Here is an 18,115-nt window from a genome sequence, read left to right as displayed (position 1 = left end):
GAGCTTTTCGTTTTAATGATGGCGCTTGGCATAATCAACAAATTTGAATTTTTCAAGTTTGTGGCGACTTTCCGTAAATTGGAACTGTTTTCCATTGTTTAAATAAACTTTTGAACGGACACAGACGACGTGCTGGTCCTTACCTAGGTCGATAAGAATCTTATCTTGATCGGTAGCGTTATCGATAGTGATTTCTTTAAAGGCGTGGGAAATGCTAAGGTTGAGTTGATTCTCAATGTAGTCGTAAATAGAGTATTCAGCAATGCTACGGTTTAGTTGCGGAACAAGGCTGGCGTCTAGGTAATCAATATCTATAACAGAGGCACAGCTACCAACGACTCTTTGACGAACAACACGCCAGATCTGTCGGCTATTAGAAAAACCAGTTCTTTCTGAGAGTTTGGAATCAACGATGATTTTATCCAGAGAAATAACGTTGGTTTGCGAATTAAGGCCTTGTTGTTCTATTAGTTCTTGGTAACTAGTAAGGTCAGATACAGGAAAGTTGATTTGTTCCTGGTTAATAACCTGAGAACCAGAGCCATGAATTTTTTTGACCAAGCCTTCTTCAACGAGTAAGGTTAACGCCTTTCGTATAGTGTCTCGACTAACCTGGTAAGATTGAACCAGTTCTTGCTCAGTGGGGAGGAAGTCTCCCACTTGATACTTTTGCTCATGGATAGCTTTTTCTAAATCCTTATAAATAATCTGATATTTTTTCATCTTTCTCCTCATTTGTAGGTAAAAAAACATACAACCGATGTTTTTTTACAAAAATATGTTAAAAAAATCCCGGAACACTTGCAGACAAATTTGTAATCGTTTACAATCAGTTTATCAAGTCAAATAGATATTGTCAAAAAAGAAAAGGAGATTCAAATGGGTAAATTTGAACAAGAAGCAAAAGATCTGCTTACTGCAATCGGTGGTAAAGAAAATGTGACTGCTGTTACTCACTGTGCGACGCGCATGCGTTTCGTTCTTGGTGATGACAAGAAGGCAGATGTGAAAACAATCGAAGCCATTCCTGCTGTTAAGGGGACTTTCACCAATGCAGGTCAATTCCAAGTTATCATTGGTAATGATGTACCAATCTTTTATAACGATTTCACTGCTGTATCAGGGATTGAAGGTGTTTCTAAAGAAGCTGCTAAATCAGCTGCCAAGAGAAACCAAAACCCAGTTCAGCGTGTTATGACAACCTTGGCGGAGATCTTTACGCCTTTGATTCCAGCTTTGATTGTTGGGGGGCTTCTTCTTGGTCTGCAAAATGTCTTGGGTAGTATCCAATTCAGTAATCTAGGTGGTAAAACAATTGTTGAGGTCTCGAAATTCTGGGAAGGTGTTAATGAAATTGTTTCAGTCATCAGTGGTGCTATCTTTGGTTTCTTGCCAGTAGGTATCACATGGTCTGTCTCTCGTAAGATGGGGACAAGTCAAATTCTTGGTATTGTACTTGGGATTTGCTTGGTTCATCCTAGCTTGCTTAGTGCCTATGAATATGCGGCTCACAAGGCTGCAGGAGATATTCCACACTTTATCCTTGGTTTTGAAAAAGTTGGTTACCAAGGACAAGTTATTCCTGCCCTCTTGGCTGGTTTAACACTTTCTTACCTTGAAATTTTCTGGCGTAAATACATTCCAGAAGTTATCTCAATGATTTTTGTACCACTCTTGTCATTGGTTCCAGCAGTTATCCTTTCTTACGCTGTTCTTGGTCCAATTGGTTGGTGGCTTGGAGGCCTTATCTCAGGTGTGGTATTGGCCGGTTTGACTGGTCCTGTTAAATGGCTCTTCGGTGCAATCTTTGGTGCCATCTATGCACCATTTGTTATCACTGGTCTTCACCATATGACTAATGCGATTGACCTTGAGTTGGTGCGTACTGCTGGTGGTACTGGTTTATGGCCAATGATTGCTCTCTCTAACATTGCACAGGGTTCAGCAGTATTTGCTTACTACTTTATTAAACGTCACGATGAACGTGAAGCACAAATTTCACTTCCGGCAACTATTTCAGCTTATCTTGGTGTTACTGAACCAGCACTTTTTGGTGTTAACGTTAAGTATGTCTATCCATTAGTAGCAGGTATGTCTGCGTCTGCCTTGTCAGGCTTGCTTTCAGCGGTTTTTGGAGTTCAAGCAAACTCTATTGGTATCGGTGGTCTTCCAGCAATCCTCTCAATTAAACCTCAATATTGGGCAATCTTTGCGATTATTATGATTGTTGATATTGTAGTTGCTATGGTATTGACATTCCTCTTCCACAAAACTGGATTTTTAACGAAAACAGAGGAAGATGGGCATGCACAAGAAGCGCTTAAAGAAGCTTCAGAAGGTTTGGTACGACCAACGGTTCTTGCTGAGTCAGCAGAGGTTGTTAGCCCACTTGCTGGCCAAGTTAAACCACTTAGTCAAGCCACAGACCCAGTCTTCTCATCAGGTGTAATGGGTCAAGGTGTCGTGATTGAACCAAGCCAAGGCGAATTGGTTTCACCAGTAAATGGTACAGTGACAGTACTCTTCCCAACTAAGCACGCAGTCGGCATTGTTTCTGAAGAAGGTGTTGAAATGCTAATGCACATTGGTATGGATACGGTTAGTCTTGACGGAAAAGGTTTTAAGGCTCATGTTGAACAAGGTGATAAAGTTGTTGTTGGTCAACAATTGATTAGCTTTGATATGGATGTTATCAAAGAAGCTGGTTTGGTCACTGAGACTCCAGTAATCATTACAAATCAAGATGATTTCCAAGCAGACGTAGAAGGGGATCTTCCACGTGATATCAAACGTGGTGAAGTTCTCATGATCGCTCATCGAACAAAATAAGCTAAGGGGTGGAAACGTTACGGTCCACCCTTTGATAAAAAAGAGGTTAAATAAATGGCATTAGATAAAACAAAGGTCGTATACCAAATTTATCCAAAATCATATAAGGACACGACAGGAAAAGGAATCGGTGATTTCAGAGGAATCATTGAAAAGATTCCTTATCTAGCAGAGTTGGGCGTGGATATGGTTTGGCTCAATCCTTTCTATCCAAGCCCACAACGTGACAATGGTTACGATATTTCAGACTACACAGCCGTCAACCCTGTCTTTGGGGATATGGCTGATTTTGAAGAAATGGTCCGTGTCGCTAAAGAGCACAAGATTGACTTCATGCTAGACATGGTGCTTAACCATTGCTCAACGGAGCATGAGTGGTTCCAAAAAGCATTGGCTGGTGACAAGTATTACCAAGATTTCTTCTTCATTCAGGACCAACCAACCGATTGGTTATCTAAATTTGGTGGTTCTGCCTGGGCTCCTTTTGGAGATACAGGGAAATACTATCTTCACCTCTTTGATGAAACACAGGCAGACCTCAATTGGCGAAATCCCAATGTCCGCAAGGAGTTGTTCAAAGTGGTCAACTTCTGGCGTGACAAGGGCGTCAAAGGATTCCGTTTCGATGTAATCAATTTGATTGGGAAAGATGAGGTCTTGGTGGATTGCCCTGAAAATGAAGGGAAACCAGCTTATACGGATAAACCAATTGTCCATGACTATCTTCGTATGATGAATGAAGCGACATTTGGTTCTGATGATAGCTTTATGACAGTTGGAGAGATGTCATCGACAACCATTGACAACTGTGTTTTGTATTCAGCACCGGAGCGCCACGAGTTGTCTATGGCCTTTAACTTCCATCATCTGAAAGTCGACTATGAAGATGGTCAAAAATGGACCATTACTTCATTTGATTTTGAAGAACTTAAACGTCTCTATCATACCTGGGGCAAGGAAATGAGTGAACGTGGTGGTTGGAGTGCCCTTTTCTGGAATAACCATGACCAACCTCGTGCCTTGAATCGCTTTGTAGATATCAAGAACTTCCGCAATGAAGGAGCGACCATGCTCGCAGCTAGCATTAACTTGTCACGTGGGACCCCTTATATCTATATGGGCGAAGAAATCGGCATGATTGATCCAGACTATGATTCGATGGCAGATTATGTGGATGTCGAGTCCATCAATGCTTACCAGATGCTTTTGGATCAAGGTAAGTCACCTGAGCAGGCCTTCCAAATCATTCAAGCCAAATCCCGTGATAATTCACGTACGCCTATGCAATGGGATGCTTCTGAAAATGCAGGTTTTTCAACAGGCACTCCATGGTTGAAAGCTGGTAAATCTTACAAAGACATTAACGTTGAAAATGAAATCGACGGACCAATCTTTACCTTCTATAAAGAATTGATTCGCTTGCGCAAAGAAATGCCGATTATTTCAGAAGGTAGCTACTTGCCAGCACTGGAAGATAGTCAACAAATCTACGCTTTTGAACGTCATTTAGACGGTCAAAAACTTTTGGTACTCAATCATTTCTATGGAAGTGAAGTCGAAGTAGCGATTCCAGAAGACTACCAAACAGGGCGCGTGCTCTTGTCCAACTATGCCGATGCAGAGCTTGCTGAAAAGGTAATTCTTAAGCCTTATCAAACCCTAGCAATCTTAGTTAAATAAGCCAAACTTTCCTCAGTAAATGCTTTTGCTGGGGAATTTTGTTATAATGAAAGCACTTTTAATGTTGATGGAGGAAGTGTAATGACACGCTTACAAGATGATTTTTACCATGCGATTAATGGTGAGTGGGAAAAGACAGCAGTGATTCCAGATGACAAACCACGTACAGGTGGTTTCTCAGATTTAGCAGATGAAATTGAAGACCTCATGCTTGAAACAACTGATCAATGGTTGGCAGGAGAGAATGTTCCTGACAATGCCATTCTACAAAATTTTATTAAGTTTCACCGTATGGCTGCGGACTTTGACAAACGTGAGGCAGTGGGTATCGAGCCTGTTAAGCCTTTGATTGAAGAATACAAGCAACTCTCGTCATTTTCAGAATTTGCTTCGAAAATTGCTGACTACGAGATGGCCGGTAAACCTAATGAGTTTCCTTTCGGTGTGTCTCCGGATTTTATGAATGCTCAATTAAATGTTCTCTGGGCTGACGCACCAGGTATTATTTTGCCTGATACGACCTATTATACGGAGGATAATGAGAAGGGTAAGGAGCTTTTAGAAATTTGGCGTGAGACGCAAGAAGAACTCTTGGAAAAATATGGCTTTACAGCTGAGGAAATCAAAGATATCTTGGATAAGGTTATCGCCCTTGATGCTAAGTTGGCCAAGTATGTCCTTTCGCGCGAAGAATCTTCAGAGTATGTAGAGCTCTACCACCCATATGATTGGGCAGATTTTACCAAGCTAGCACCAGAACTCCCACTTGATAACATCTTCACAGAAATCTTGGGTCAAGTACCTGATAAGGTTATAGTTCCTCAAGAGCGCTTCTGGACAGAATTTGCGGCGGAATACTATTCAGAAGCCAACTGGGAATTATTAAAGGCAGTTCTACTTATTGATGCTGCTACATCCTGGAATGCCTATTTGACAGACGAGCTTCGTGTCTTGGCTGGAAAATATGGTCGTGCGCTTTCAGGAACACCACAAGCCATGGAAAAGAAAAAGGCTGCCTTCTATTTGGCACAAGGCCCTTACAATCAAGCTCTAGGACTATGGTATGCAGGTGAAAAATTCTCACCAGAAGCAAAAGCAGACGTTGAAGCCAAAGTGGCAACCATGATTGATGTTTATAAATCACGCCTTCAAACAGCAGATTGGTTGGCTCCTGAGACACGTGAAAAGGCTATTACGAAACTCAATGTCATCACACCTCATATCGGTTATCCAGAAAAACTACCTGAGACATATGATAAGAAGATTATTGATGAAAACTTATCACTTGTTGAGAATGCACAGAAGTTAGTCGAAATTTCAGTTGCACATAGTTGGAGCAAGTGGAATCAACCTGTTGATCGTAGTGAGTGGCATATGCCTGCCCACATGGTTAATGCTTACTATGATCCACAGCAGAACCAAATTGTTTTCCCAGCAGCTATCCTTCAAGCACCTTTCTATGACCTTCACCAATCGTCATCAGCCAACTACGGTGGTATTGGTGCTGTCATTGCTCATGAGATTTCCCATGCCTTTGATACAAATGGTGCTTCCTTTGATGAGAACGGTAGTCTTAAGAATTGGTGGACTGAAGAGGACTATGCAGCCTTTAAGGAACGTACTGACAAGATTGTGGATCAGTTTGAGGGCTTGGACTCTTATGGTGCCAAGGTCAATGGTAAATTGACTGTTTCTGAGAATGTTGCTGACCTCGGTGGTGTAGCCTGTGCCTTAGAAGCAGCTAAACGAGATAAGGATTTTTCAGTTCATGAATTCTTTGTTAATTTTGCGACAATCTGGCGTATGAAAGCACGTGAAGAATACATGCAAATGTTAGCTAGCGTGGATGTGCATGCTCCAGCCAAATGGCGCACCAATGTTATCGTGAGCAACTTCGACGAATTCCACAAGGAATTTGACGTTAAAGAGGGCGACGGCATGTGGCGTGCCCCAGAAGACCGCGTGATTATTTGGTAATAATGATGAAATCTGTCCAAAAATGGACGGATTTCTTTATTTTTATCGTTGTAAGGGTTTACATGGCGACTAGAAAACGCTATAATATACTTGTGTTAAAGCTTGTGAAGTTTTTAACAAGTATTCAAAGGAGTTTCATATGACTAAACAAACTAAAGATGTTCAAACAGTAATAGATGAATTGGCAACAAAAGGGGTTGAAGCCCTTGATGCTATGGCTAACTTTACGCAGGAGCAAGTGGACCATATTGTTCACCAAGCTGCGATTGCTGCTCTAGATAAACACATGTATTTGGCTAAATTGGCCGTTGATGAAACAGGGCGCGGTATTTACGAAGATAAAGCCATCAAGAACATGTATGCTTCTGAATACATTTGGAATAGTATTAAATATGACAAAACTGTAGGCGTTATTGCTGAAGATAAAGAACAAGGTTTGGTTTCTATCGCTGAGCCGGTTGGTGTTATCTGTGGGGTTACACCAACAACTAACCCAACTTCAACAACCATTTTCAAAGCCCTCATTGCTCTTAAGACACGTAACTCTATCATCTTTGCCTTCCACCCATCAGCTCAGAAATCATCTGCAGAGGCTGCTCGTATTGTTCGTGATGCAGCTATTGAAGCAGGTGCACCTAAGGACTGCATCCAGTGGATTGAAGAGCCATCTATCGAAGCAACTGGTCTTTTGATGAACCATCCTAAGATTGCCACAGTACTTGCGACTGGTGGACCTGGTATGGTTAAGGCTGCTTATTCAACTGGTAAACCAGCGCTTGGTGTAGGAGCCGGAAACGTCCCATCTTATATCGCTGCTGATGCTAAGGTTAAACGTGCGGTCAACGATATCATCGTTTCAAAAACTTTTGATAATGGTATGATTTGTGCGTCTGAACAAGCAGCTATCGTTGATGTAGCTATTTATGACGAAGTTAAGGCTGAATTTGAAGCACATCAATGTGTCATCATTTCTAAAAAAGCTGACATTGCTAAATTGGAAAAAGTCGTTCTTAATGAAGCGCGTACAGCTGTAAATGGTGCCATTGTAGGTCACTCAGCTATTGAAATTGCTGAAAAAGCTGGCCTTAAAGTTCCTGCAGGTACAAAAATGCTTTTGGCAGAAATTCCAGATGCAACAATGGAACACCCACTTGCCTTAGAAAAATTGTCTCCAGTACTTGCCCTTATCAAATCTGATGGCGTTGAAGATGGATTCAAAAAAGCAGAAGGCATGCTCAATTTGGGAGGTCTCGGACATACAGCTGTTATCCATACTGAAAATGAAGACCTTCAACTCCAATTTGGTATTAGCATGAAAGCCTGCCGTGTATTGGTAAATAGCCCATCAGCTGAAGGTGGTATCGGTAATATCTACAATAACATGATTCCATCATTGACTCTTGGTTGTGGTTCACACGGTCATAACTCAGTTTCACACAATGTTAGCTCATTTGACCTCTTGAATGTCAAGACATTGTCAAAGCGCCGCAATAACATGCAATGGTTTCGCGTCCCACCAAAAATCTTCTTCGAAAAAGATTCAATAACTTACTTGCGTCACATTGAAGCTGACCGCGTGATGTTGGTTTGTGACCCTGGTATGGTTCAGTTTGGTTACGCTGACTTGGTTAAACGCCAATTGGAACTTAACCGCCACAGACCAGCAGTAGATGTCTTCTCAGACGTTGAGCCAAACCCATCTACTAATACGGTTTATAAAGGATTGGAACGTTTTGTAGACTTCCAACCAGATGTAATCATCGCTCTTGGTGGTGGTTCTGCAATGGATGCTGCTAAGGCTATGTGGATGTTCTTTGAACACCCAGATGTAAGCTTCTTCGGCGCTAAACAAAAATTCTTGGATATCCGTAAACGTACCTACAAGATTCCTTACGCTCAGAAGACACAATTCATCTGTATCCCAACAACTTCAGGGACAGGTTCAGAAGTAACGTCATTTGCGGTTATCACTGATAGTGAAACTCATATCAAGTATCCATTGGCAGATTACGCTTTGACTCCAGATATTGCCATCGTTGACCCTGCTTTAGTTATGAGTGTGCCTGCTAGTGTTACAGCAGATACAGGTATGGACGTTTTGACTCACGCTATTGAGTCTTACGTATCAGTAATGGCTAGCGACTATACACGTGGACTTTCACTTCAAGCGATTAAACTTGTTTTTGAAAATCTTGAACATTCTTACCGCTTTGGTGATGAAGAATCACGTGAAAAAATGCATAATGCGTCAACAATGGCTGGTATGGCCTTCGCCAATGCCTTCCTTGGTATCAACCACTCACTAGCGCATAAGGTTGGTCCTATGTTTGACATTCCACACGGACGTACTAATGCGATTTTGATGCCTCACGTTATCCGTTACAACGGTCGTGATCCTCAAAAACACGCTATGTTCCCTAAATATGACTACTTCCGTGCAGACAAAGATTACGCAGATATCGCTCGTTTTATGGGATGGGGTACTGACAAGCAATCAGATGCTGAATTGGTTGAAGTTTTGGCACAAAAAGTATACGAATTGGGTATTGCCGTTGGTATTGCCATGAACTGGAAGGGACAAGGTGTTACTAAGAAACTTCTTCAAGACACTGCCTATACTTTGGCCGAACATGCTTATGAAGACCAATGTACAACAGCTAATCCGAAAGAACCACTTATTTCAGAATTGAAAGAAATCATCGAAATTGCCTTTGATTATAAAGGATAAGCGATAGACTAAAGTAGCTCTATAGGGGCTACTTTTTTTGCTAGAAACCTTCTATATTAGAGTGTTTATCCAAATTAAAAATAAAGGACTTTCCCGAATAAGATAGAAAAACGCTTTAAGAATTGTTATAATAACCTTACAGCGAGATAAGGAGATTCCTATGACAAAAGAAGAAGGGCTTAGTTTGGGTGAAACAGCACATCCTCTCAAGTCTCGTGAATTGAGGCCACCAGTGGCTTCTGCAGCAGGGAATAGAGCGACTAATAAGTTTAAAGAGTTTAATGCTGATAGGATGGTGAGTGTTCAATTCAATCCTAGTCAACAAGTAAAAGAATCAAAGGAGCCAGTAACCTCAAAGAATATTGTGGGGATGGTATCAGGTGTGATTGCAGCGATACTCACCATACTTTTGATTGTTTGTCTCGTGATGGGATACCGTTATCGAGCCGCAAGCATTGAGGGCGATTGGACAAGCCCAACCTTTAGTGAGAAAATGTTAGCCACTCTGAAAGATACTGCTAATACTAAGAATAAAGTTAGTAATGCTTTACTACAAGGTCAAGATCTTATCACCGATATCAATACAGCAATGAGTATTACTGACAATAAGGCTCACTTAAAAGTGAGCTTTGTTTACAATCGTAAAGGTCTTTATCAGGCTTACCAGAGTAGAGTTACTGAATTGAAAGGTCAGTACGGCGAGGAGTTCTCGGAGGTTTTTGATAGTTATTCATTGTCAGAAAAAGACTACTATAAACAGTTTGATGAGACAGTGAAGAAAGAACTTCCAAAGAGTTATACCTACGATGCCAAAACCGGTCGTGTCACAACAACTGCTTTTACGGGTGATATTAACCGTTGGGAGCAAACAATCACTGTGGATAAGGCTGGAGATTCAGATGCTTTTAAAAAAGGTGATGTATTAGATTATACGACTAACAATGGAGGCTTTACTATTAAGGCACACAGTGAATTTGGTGACATTAGCTTTACAAAAAATAAATAAAAAAGGAAATTAAAGAGGAATATAAATGACAAGAGCAGAATGGTTGGACTATTTTGAAACGGTAAACGGACGCAAGCCGAGTATTCAGGAAATGGCGGATGCTTTGAAAGCTGGGGAGTTTGTTAATGAAGCACCGGCTAAAACTGAAGATGCAGCTACTACTGAACCTATTAAGGTTGAGGCAGAAATCGTCGAGACAAGTACTAGTCCTCTACCAACTGAAACGGCACCAGTAGTAACAGCAACTGCACCTTCTACGGTTGCTTTTCCAGAAGGACAAGCAGCTATGGCAAATTTGGCTCCTAAAAAACCAATGGATCCCAAAAAGAAAAAACGCATCCTAGTCTCAGTTTTGTCAGCAGTAGTCCTTGTCTTCTTATGTATCGGTGGCTTTATGACTTACCGTTATGTGACAGGTAATATTGATGGCAAATGGTACAGTAGTTCTCTAGGTAGAGAGTATAGCTCAAGCATGTCTGAAAGTTTGACAGACTTGGATAGTAAGGAGCTTGAAAAGTACTTTAAAGATACTGCTGTAACCATGAAAGTAAAAGGTAGCAATGCCAAGGTGACTGCTAGCTATACTTTTGATAAGAAAACCTATATCAAGGACTATCGTGAGAGGGTTCAGAAGTCCTTCTCAGCCTTTGGAGATTTATTTAAAGCCTTCTATGGAGATTCTTTTGAAAACTATTATAGTGAGGAAACCATAGAAAAAGAACTTGATGAAGCTCTTGAAAAAGCTGCGAAAGATAATGGTCAAAAGTATGATTCGAAGACAGGCGAAACAACAACAACCCTTTTCAAAGGGAAGGTTAGTCGCTTGGGGCATAAGATGACTGTTACTTCTGTCAACAAAGATGTTGATATCGATGGTCTCAATGTGAAAAAAGGTCAAGAGCTAAAAGTGACTAAAAAAGACAAGAAAGTAACGCTCACTGGTGATGGTAAATCAAAAGATATTACTTTCTCAACTAAGAATGACACCAAAGATAAATTTTAAAATGACATCCGGAATCGCTATTCCGGATTTTTTCATGTCTTTGAGGGAAGAGAATAAGGTGATATCCGAATGATTTTCTCACAAGTCACAATACGTGTAGAAATATTCTGACAATTATGCTACAATAGAGCCACAGACTATCTAAAAAGAGGATTTACCATGACACTTGTATACCAATCAACACGTGACGAAAATAATAAAGTAACTGCTAGTCAAGCTATTCTTCAAGGTTTGGCAACAGATGGTGGCTTGTTCACACCATTGTCAACACCTGAGGTTGCTTTGGACTTTGATCAATTGAAAGACGCTTCTTACCAAGAAGTTGCTAAATTGGTCTTGTCAGCTTTCTTGGATGATTTTACGGAAGAGGAATTAGATTACTGTATCACAAATGCTTATGACGACAAGTTTGATACAGCTGCTATTGCACCAGTAGTTAAACTTAAGAACCACTACAACCTTGAACTTTTCCATGGTTCTACTATCGCTTTCAAAGATATGGCCCTTTCAATCTTGCCTTACTTGCTAACAACATCAGCTAAAAAGCAAGGTGTTGATAATAAGATTGTTATCTTGACAGCGACATCAGGTGATACTGGTAAGGCTGCTATGGCTGGTTTTGCAGATGTTCCTGGAACTGAAATTATTGTCTTTTATCCAAAAGACGGTGTTTCAAAAATCCAAGAATTGCAAATGACCACTCAAACAGGAGCTAACACTCACGTTATTGCCATTGATGGTAACTTTGATGATGCCCAAACCGATGTGAAACGTATGTTTAATGATGTTGACTTGCGTGAGAAATTGTTGGCTCATCATACGCAATTCTCATCAGCTAACTCAATGAACGTCGGTCGTTTGGTACCACAAGTGGTTTACTATGTATATGCCTATGCGCAGTTGGTTAAGGCAGGTCATATCCAAAACGGAGATAAGGTTAACTTCACAGTACCAACAGGAAACTTTGGTAATATCTTGGCGGCTTATTATGCACGTCAGATTGGTGTTCCGGTTGGCAAATTAATCTGTGCCTCTAATGAAAATAACGTCCTCACAGACTTCTTCGCAACGGGTACTTATGACAAGAAACGTGATTTCAAGGTAACGACAAGTCCTTCTATGGATATCTTGGTATCTTCTAACTTGGAACGCTTGATTTTCCACCTTCTTGGTAATGATGCTGCTAAGACTAAAGAGCTCATGGATGCACTTGTGACTAAGGGCGAGTATACTTTGGCTGGTGCAGATAAAGATATTCTTGATTTGTTTGCAGCAGGTTTTGCAACTGAGGATGAAACAGCTGCTGAAATCAAACGTGTCTATGATGAAAACAAGTATATCGAAGATCCTCATACAGCGGTTGCCTCAGCTGTTTACGAAGCATATGTTCAAAAGACAGATGACCACACCCCTACAGTTATCGCTTCAACAGCTAGCCCATATAAATTCCCACGTGTGGCTATTTCAGCTGTCACTGGTAAAGACAGTGGGGATGATTTCAAAGCAGTGGAAGATTTGCACCAACTTTCAGGTGTAGCTATCCCAGCTGCTGTAGATGGACTTGAACATGCGGAAGTTCGCCATAAAACAGTTGTTGCGGCAGCTGATATGCAAAAAGCAGTTGAAAGCTATCTTGGTGTATAAGAATAAAAAAATAGGAGCTGAGAAATCAGCCCTATTTTTATCAATATAGAAGAGAATATTATGACAGAAACAAAGAAAATTCTAAACATAGCCTTGCCTGCTATGGCCGAAAACCTTCTACAAATGTTGATGGGGGTTGTCGATTCTTACCTAGTGGCTCAGGTTGGTATTGTCGCCATATCAGGGGTTTCCGTAGCCAATAATATAATCACGATTTACCAAGCTATCTTCATTGCTCTAGGAGCCTCAAGTGCCAGTGTCATTGCTAGAAGTCTAGGGAAGGGAGATGTTAAAGCGACTAACCGAGACACCTGGGATGCTATTATTATTACCCTTGCTCTTAGTCTCATTCTTGGTTTACTTTCCATTTTTGGTGGTGGGGCCATTCTTAATCTTTTAGGTACTGAGCAATCTGTAACTCAGGCTGGTAGTCTCTACCTTGCTCTTGTCGGTGGAGGAGTGGTTTTCCTAGCCTTAATGACTACTTTTGGTAACATACTACGGGCCAAGGGACGGCCTCGTATTTCCATGGTCGTCAGTCTTTTAACTAATGTCCTTAATGCTATTTTATCTTCTTTAGCTATCTTTGTGGGACATTGGGGGATTATTGGGGTCGCAACGGCTACGGTTTTTTCTCGTCTGGTTGGGACAGTGATACTGTGGCAAGCGATGAAACTGGATGTGAAGCAGCTTGAAGTTACCAAACCTTTCAACAGGGAGTTGTTGGGAATTGCTCTGCCAGCAGCAGGTGAACGACTGATGATGCGTGCTGGAGATGTGGTCATTGTGGCTATTATTGTTACCTTTGGTACAGCCGTTGTCGGTGGTAACGCCATTGGTGAAAACCTCACTCAGTTTAACTATATGCCTGGTATGGGAGTCGCCACAGCTACAGTTATCTTGGTTGCTAATAGTCTGGGACGAGGGGATAAGGCGCAGATGAAGCGTATTATACGAGAGTCTTATTGGATTTCAACCTTCTTGATGGTTCTGGTTTCAGGGGGTATCTTGCTTTTTGGACAAGGATTATCAGGTCTCTTTACAGATAATAAAGCAGCTATTGCGGCTAGTCAGGTAGTTATTCTTTATTCTTTCCTTGGGAATCCTGTGACTTCGGCGACTCTAGTCTACACTGCAGTTTGGCAAGGTCTGGGTAAGGCTAAGATGCCTTTCTATGCGACAACTATTGGGATGTGGATTATCCGAATTTTCTCAGGATATTTTCTTGGGGTGAGTCTGGGAATGGGTCTTGCGGGTGTTTGGATTGCAACCGTTGTTGATAATGTATGGCGTGCGGTCTTCCTCTATGTGATGTACCGTCGTTATCTCATAAAGAGAAAGTTTTAATGATAAATATTGAGGAGATACTCTTATTCAAAGGGCATCTTCTTCTTATTTTTTACAAGTAAGCTCGAATATGGTAAAATAAGCTGATAAAAACTTTTTGAGGTAGTAATTATGACTGTAAAAATCAATACAAAAGATGGTCAAATCGAATTGTCAGATGATGTCATCGCAACAGTAGTTGGCGGTTCAGCAACAGAAATTTTTGGCGTTGTCGGTATGGCAAGTAAGAGTGCTATCCGAGATAATTTTCAAGCACTTCTTGGAAAGGAAAACTACGCAAAAGGAGTTGTCGTGAAATCTACTGATGCAGGTATCACTGTGGATGTTTACACTGTTATGAGTTACGGTGTTAAGATTAGTGAGGTTTCAAAAAATATTCAAGAACGTGTGAAATTTAATCTTGAGAATCAACTCGGTATCAAGGCTGAAACAGTAAATGTTTACGTTCAAAATATTAAAGTCGTAGGAGAAAACTAGTGTCTAAAATTACAACAAGCTTGCTTCAGGAGATGGTCCAAGCGGCAGCAACACGTCTAGGTAAGCAAGCAGAATATGTGAATTCACTCAATGTCTTCCCAGTACCAGATGGAGATACTGGAACAAACATGGGAATGACTATGGATAACGGAGCCAAAGCTGTCGCAGATCAATCAGCTTCAACAGTTGGTGAAGTTGGTCAGATTTTATCTAAAGGTCTTTTGATGGGTGCCCGTGGTAACTCGGGTGTTATCACGTCACAATTGTTCCGTGGATTTGGTCAAAGTATCAAGGATAAAACGGAACTTGACGGCCAAGATCTAGCTCATGCCTTCCAAGCAGGTGTTGAAGTTGCCTATAAAGCAGTTATGAAACCTGTCGAAGGAACAATCCTTACAGTATCACGTGGTGCAGCCTCAGCAGCGATTAAGAAAGCTGAATCTACGAATGATGCTGTTGAGGTTATGCGTGCAGCTCTCGATGGAGCTAAGGCTGCCTTGGCTAAGACACCAGAGATGCTTCCAGTTTTGAAAGAAGTTGGTGTGGTAGACTCAGGTGGTCAAGGTTTGGTCTTCATTTATGAAGGTTTCTTGTCAGCCCTCACAGGTGAGTATATCGCTTCAGAGGACTTCCAAGCGACACCTGCTACGATGACAGAGATGATTAATGCAGAACACCATAAGTCAGTTGCTGGTCATGTTGCAACAGAAGACATTACCTTCGGTTACTGTACGGAAATCATGATTGGTCTCAAACAAGGTCCGACTTATGTGAAAGACTTTGACTATGAAGAGTTCCAAAATTACTTGAGTAACCTTGGGGATTCTCTCCTTGTTGTTAACGACGATGAAATTGTAAAAGTTCACGTCCATACAGAGGATCCAGGTCTTGTCATGCAAGAAGGTCTTAAATATGGGGCTCTTGTCAAAGTTAAGGTTGACAACATGCGTAACCAACACGATGCACAAGTTCAAAAAGAAGAAGCTATCCAAGCTGCACCTTCTGCTCCTAAAGATTTTGCCCTTATTGCAGTTGTTGCTGGAGATGGACTTGCAGATATCTTCAAATCACAAGGTGTTGACTATGTGATTTCAGGTGGTCAAACAATGAACCCATCAACAGAAGATATTGTTAAGGCTATTGAGCAGGTTAATGCTAAGAATGTTATCATCTTGCCAAATAATAAAAACATCTTTATGGCAGCACAATCAGCCGCTGAAGTAGTAGATGTTAATGCTGCAGTTGTTGAAACACGTACAGTACCACAAGGCTTTACAAGCTTGCTTGCTTTCGACCCTAGCCAAAGTATCGAAGCTAATGTTGAAGCGATGACAGCTAGTCTTTCAGATGTTACAAGTGGTAGCGTGACTTTGGCAGTACGTGACACAACTATTGATGGTCTTGAGATTCATGAAAATGATATCCTTGGTATGGTGGATGGTAAGATCCTTGTGTCTACACCAGATATGGACCAAGCCCTTCTTGACACCTTTGACAAGATGATTGACGAAGATAGTGAAATTGTTATGATTTACGTCGGCGAAGAAGGTAATCAAGAACAAGCTCAAGCACTTGCGGAAAAATTGGAAGAGGCTCACGAAGATATCGAAGTTGAAATCTTCCAAGGAGACCAACCAGTTTATCCATACCTCTTCAGTGTTGAATAATTTAAAAATAAACAAAAAGGAAGTCTTAGGGCTTCCTTTTTAGCTTATTTCTCCAAAAAGTTATTAGAGATATGCTAGATGTTATATTTTTGTGATTCTTTTAAACTACTTGTAAAGGAAAATATCGGTTGGATATTACGGTTATTTTGAAGAAGTAAAGTAGAGGAGCTGCATTAAGAGATATAACTAGGTAGAGAAATAGTATGTATTCTAGACCCCTAGAATCTTTATTAATATATTGATATGAGAATATTTTATATATTTGTATTTGGGAAAAGAACGTTTCGGTAAAGTCAGATGACCTAATCAAAGAGGGATGAAGGTAAATAGGAGTTGATAAAGCGCTAAAAAAGATTTATAATGATGTATGATTGGTTTATTCTTATGTATGGGGAGTTATAATGACGGATTTACAGCTAAGAACTGAAACAGAATATAGTACTGAATTCGAAATTATTAATCTGAACTTAGAAAATTATTGTGAAGGTAATAGTTTAGAAGTAGCGATACGATTTATAGATGAAAAACTAGATATAGATACTTTATTAGCCGAAGAAGAGAAATCAGAAGACATTGATGAATTTGATGATTTTGATTGTTATATGGAGGAAACGGAATCCTTTGAATTTCCTTATAGTGATTATGTTCGAGAGAAGGGAATGTTTCTATTACCTAATAAGTGGGTTAACAAGTATAAGGATATTTTTGAAAAACATAAGCATGAGAATGTGAGTGTTTTTTTAAAACCATATATACCCCAAGAGGCTATTGATAAATTAAAAATAAATTTTAATAAAGATGGCAAAAAGGAGTATATTAAAGAAAATAAATCCGGAAATCGAACGACATCTTTTTTTAGAATGTTTGATGAAGAACAAAAGTTGATTTCAGATGTACAAGTGATAAGAAGTAAGTTACAACTTTTGAAGTGTAAGTATAATTTAAAGTTGTTGGGACGTTTTAATTTCTTTTTTGTGCTAAATATTGATTTCGGCATATATAAAGAGGATCAGAAACCGAAAGTCAACGAGCCTGGATGTATATGTTTACATTATGGATGGCTAAAGAAAGGTATTGAACCGAATTTTAACGAAATTACTAAGGATATAAAAATTTATGATATTCCAGTAGATGAGGAGGATTTAGTTTATGAACTTAGAAAATAAAGCCCTCAATTTTTTAAATGTAATAACAACTCAAACAAACAGTGCAGAGTTTTATAAGTTATTTACATTAGATAGACCCATTATGTTTACAACTAGTATGGGCGAGAGGCTCTACCTTTTTTATGTTTTACAAGATAGGTATGTAAAAAGAAACGGAAAGAGAGCGAAAGTGCTAGAAGTTATGAAATCAGAGACTAACTTCGATAGTATAATTAAGCTTTTAGAAGGGAAACTTTCTATTTACGATGTGTTAGATGAATCCAAAGATAAAGAAAGAGTGGGACAGATAGGTCAAAAAATTTTTCCTCGCAAAAAGGTGGGAACTATTAGTGATGTAGCTGATAAGATACCTATGCCTAATTGTATGTTAGATGGGAGTCTTCCCAATGATGAGTGCATACAGTATCAATTAAAGAGATTAAAAGAGAGAAAGGATTTAGTAGAACAGTACAATTTCAATCAGACTATGGAGATAAACAAAAAAAATACGAATTGCATAGATAGTATAAATACTCTTGATGATGCAGATTTTACAAGTGTAGAAGTATCAACATTGAACGTTTGTTAGACTTTGAAGAATCTTAGAACAGG

12 protein-coding genes and 1 pseudogene are annotated in these 18,115 nt (G+C 40.1%); 12 read left to right on the top strand and 1 reads right to left on the bottom strand.

Features of this window, described 5'->3' with window-relative positions; genetic code table 11:
• Window positions 1-12 precede the first annotated feature (12 nt).
• Complete coding sequence (gene treR, locus ACT170_RS07610; RefSeq protein WP_048790853.1) at window positions 13-723, bottom strand: trehalose operon repressor; 711 nt, start codon at window positions 721-723, stop codon at window positions 13-15.
• Window positions 724-879: 156 nt separating this feature from the next.
• On the opposite strand from treR, the gene treP reads away from it, so the two are divergent.
• The 12 genes and pseudogenes from treP (at window position 880) to ACT170_RS07550 (ending at window position 18,092) form a co-directional block, all read left to right on the top strand.
• The gene (gene treP / locus ACT170_RS07605) at window positions 880-2,829 is read left to right on the top strand and encodes a PTS system trehalose-specific EIIBC component (RefSeq protein WP_048790854.1); all 1,950 of its coding nucleotides are present in this window, start codon (window positions 880-882) and stop codon (window positions 2,827-2,829) included.
• Between the two features lie 54 nt (window positions 2,830-2,883).
• A complete protein-coding gene (treC, locus tag ACT170_RS07600; RefSeq protein WP_444818184.1) occupies window positions 2,884-4,509 on the top strand; it encodes an alpha,alpha-phosphotrehalase in 1,626 nt (541 codons plus the stop codon).
• Window positions 4,510-4,590: 81 nt separating this feature from the next.
• Window positions 4,591-6,486 (top strand): M13 family metallopeptidase, encoded by a 1,896-nt coding sequence (locus ACT170_RS07595; protein ID WP_444818183.1) that lies wholly within the window; start codon window positions 4,591-4,593, stop codon window positions 6,484-6,486.
• A 115-nt stretch (window positions 6,487-6,601) separates the two neighbouring features.
• Window positions 6,602-9,214 (top strand): annotated as a pseudogene (gene adhE, locus ACT170_RS07590) (bifunctional acetaldehyde-CoA/alcohol dehydrogenase); the annotation flags it as partial.
• Between the two features lie 160 nt (window positions 9,215-9,374).
• Window positions 9,375-10,220: a hypothetical protein gene (locus ACT170_RS07585; protein ID WP_444818182.1), complete on the top strand. Its 846-nt coding sequence runs from the start codon at window positions 9,375-9,377 to the stop codon at window positions 10,218-10,220.
• 25 nt (window positions 10,221-10,245) lie between these two features.
• Window positions 10,246-11,223, top strand: coding sequence for a hypothetical protein (locus ACT170_RS07580; protein ID WP_444818181.1), 978 nt, complete (start codon window positions 10,246-10,248; stop codon window positions 11,221-11,223).
• A 159-nt stretch (window positions 11,224-11,382) separates the two neighbouring features.
• On the top strand, window positions 11,383-12,867 hold the full coding sequence (thrC, locus tag ACT170_RS07575; protein WP_064523535.1) for a threonine synthase: 1,485 nt from the start codon (window positions 11,383-11,385) through the stop codon (window positions 12,865-12,867).
• A 60-nt stretch (window positions 12,868-12,927) separates the two neighbouring features.
• Window positions 12,928-14,214 (top strand): MATE family efflux transporter, encoded by a 1,287-nt coding sequence (locus ACT170_RS07570; protein ID WP_073689512.1) that lies wholly within the window; start codon window positions 12,928-12,930, stop codon window positions 14,212-14,214.
• Window positions 14,215-14,325: 111 nt separating this feature from the next.
• Window positions 14,326-14,691 carry an Asp23/Gls24 family envelope stress response protein gene (locus ACT170_RS07565; protein ID WP_002885694.1) on the top strand — a complete coding sequence of 122 codons (366 nt, stop codon included), beginning with the start codon at window positions 14,326-14,328 and terminating at the stop codon, window positions 14,689-14,691.
• Window positions 14,691-16,358 carry a DAK2 domain-containing protein gene (locus ACT170_RS07560; protein WP_014635125.1) on the top strand — a complete coding sequence of 556 codons (1,668 nt, stop codon included), beginning with the start codon at window positions 14,691-14,693 and terminating at the stop codon, window positions 16,356-16,358. Before ACT170_RS07565 ends, ACT170_RS07560 begins: the two co-directional genes overlap by 1 nt.
• Window positions 16,359-16,759: 401 nt before the next feature.
• A complete protein-coding gene (locus ACT170_RS07555) occupies window positions 16,760-17,524 on the top strand; it encodes a hypothetical protein (protein ID WP_444818180.1) in 765 nt (254 codons plus the stop codon).
• Window positions 17,508-18,092 (top strand): hypothetical protein, encoded by a 585-nt coding sequence (locus ACT170_RS07550; protein WP_444818179.1) that lies wholly within the window; start codon window positions 17,508-17,510, stop codon window positions 18,090-18,092. Before ACT170_RS07555 ends, ACT170_RS07550 begins: the two co-directional genes overlap by 17 nt.
• Window positions 18,093-18,115: the final 23 nt, after the last annotated feature.

This window comes from Streptococcus sp. cx1 (assembly GCF_052384325.1).
In the GTDB taxonomy this organism is placed as follows: Bacteria; Bacillota; Bacilli; order Lactobacillales; family Streptococcaceae; genus Streptococcus; species Streptococcus salivarius_G.
Note: the sequence above shows the minus strand (reverse complement) of the source record. Positions and strands in the feature narration are given on the sequence as shown.

Bases quoted from the DNA above. Each gene is read 5' to 3' on its own strand.
- treR (WP_048790853.1), bottom strand. From the start codon at position 723: ATGAAAAAATATCAGATTATTTATAAGGATTTAGAAAAAGCTATCCAT.
- treP (WP_048790854.1), top strand. From the start codon at position 880: ATGGGTAAATTTGAACAAGAAGCAAAAGATCTGCTTACTGCAATCGGT.
- treC (WP_444818184.1), top strand. From the start codon at position 2,884: ATGGCATTAGATAAAACAAAGGTCGTATACCAAATTTATCCAAAATCA.
- ACT170_RS07595 (WP_444818183.1), top strand. From the start codon at position 4,591: ATGACACGCTTACAAGATGATTTTTACCATGCGATTAATGGTGAGTGG.
- ACT170_RS07585 (WP_444818182.1), top strand. From the start codon at position 9,375: ATGACAAAAGAAGAAGGGCTTAGTTTGGGTGAAACAGCACATCCTCTC.
- ACT170_RS07580 (WP_444818181.1), top strand. From the start codon at position 10,246: ATGACAAGAGCAGAATGGTTGGACTATTTTGAAACGGTAAACGGACGC.
- thrC (WP_064523535.1), top strand. From the start codon at position 11,383: ATGACACTTGTATACCAATCAACACGTGACGAAAATAATAAAGTAACT.
- ACT170_RS07570 (WP_073689512.1), top strand. From the start codon at position 12,928: ATGACAGAAACAAAGAAAATTCTAAACATAGCCTTGCCTGCTATGGCC.
- ACT170_RS07565 (WP_002885694.1), top strand. From the start codon at position 14,326: ATGACTGTAAAAATCAATACAAAAGATGGTCAAATCGAATTGTCAGAT.
- ACT170_RS07555 (WP_444818180.1), top strand. From the start codon at position 16,760: ATGACGGATTTACAGCTAAGAACTGAAACAGAATATAGTACTGAATTC.
- ACT170_RS07550 (WP_444818179.1), top strand. From the start codon at position 17,508: ATGAACTTAGAAAATAAAGCCCTCAATTTTTTAAATGTAATAACAACT.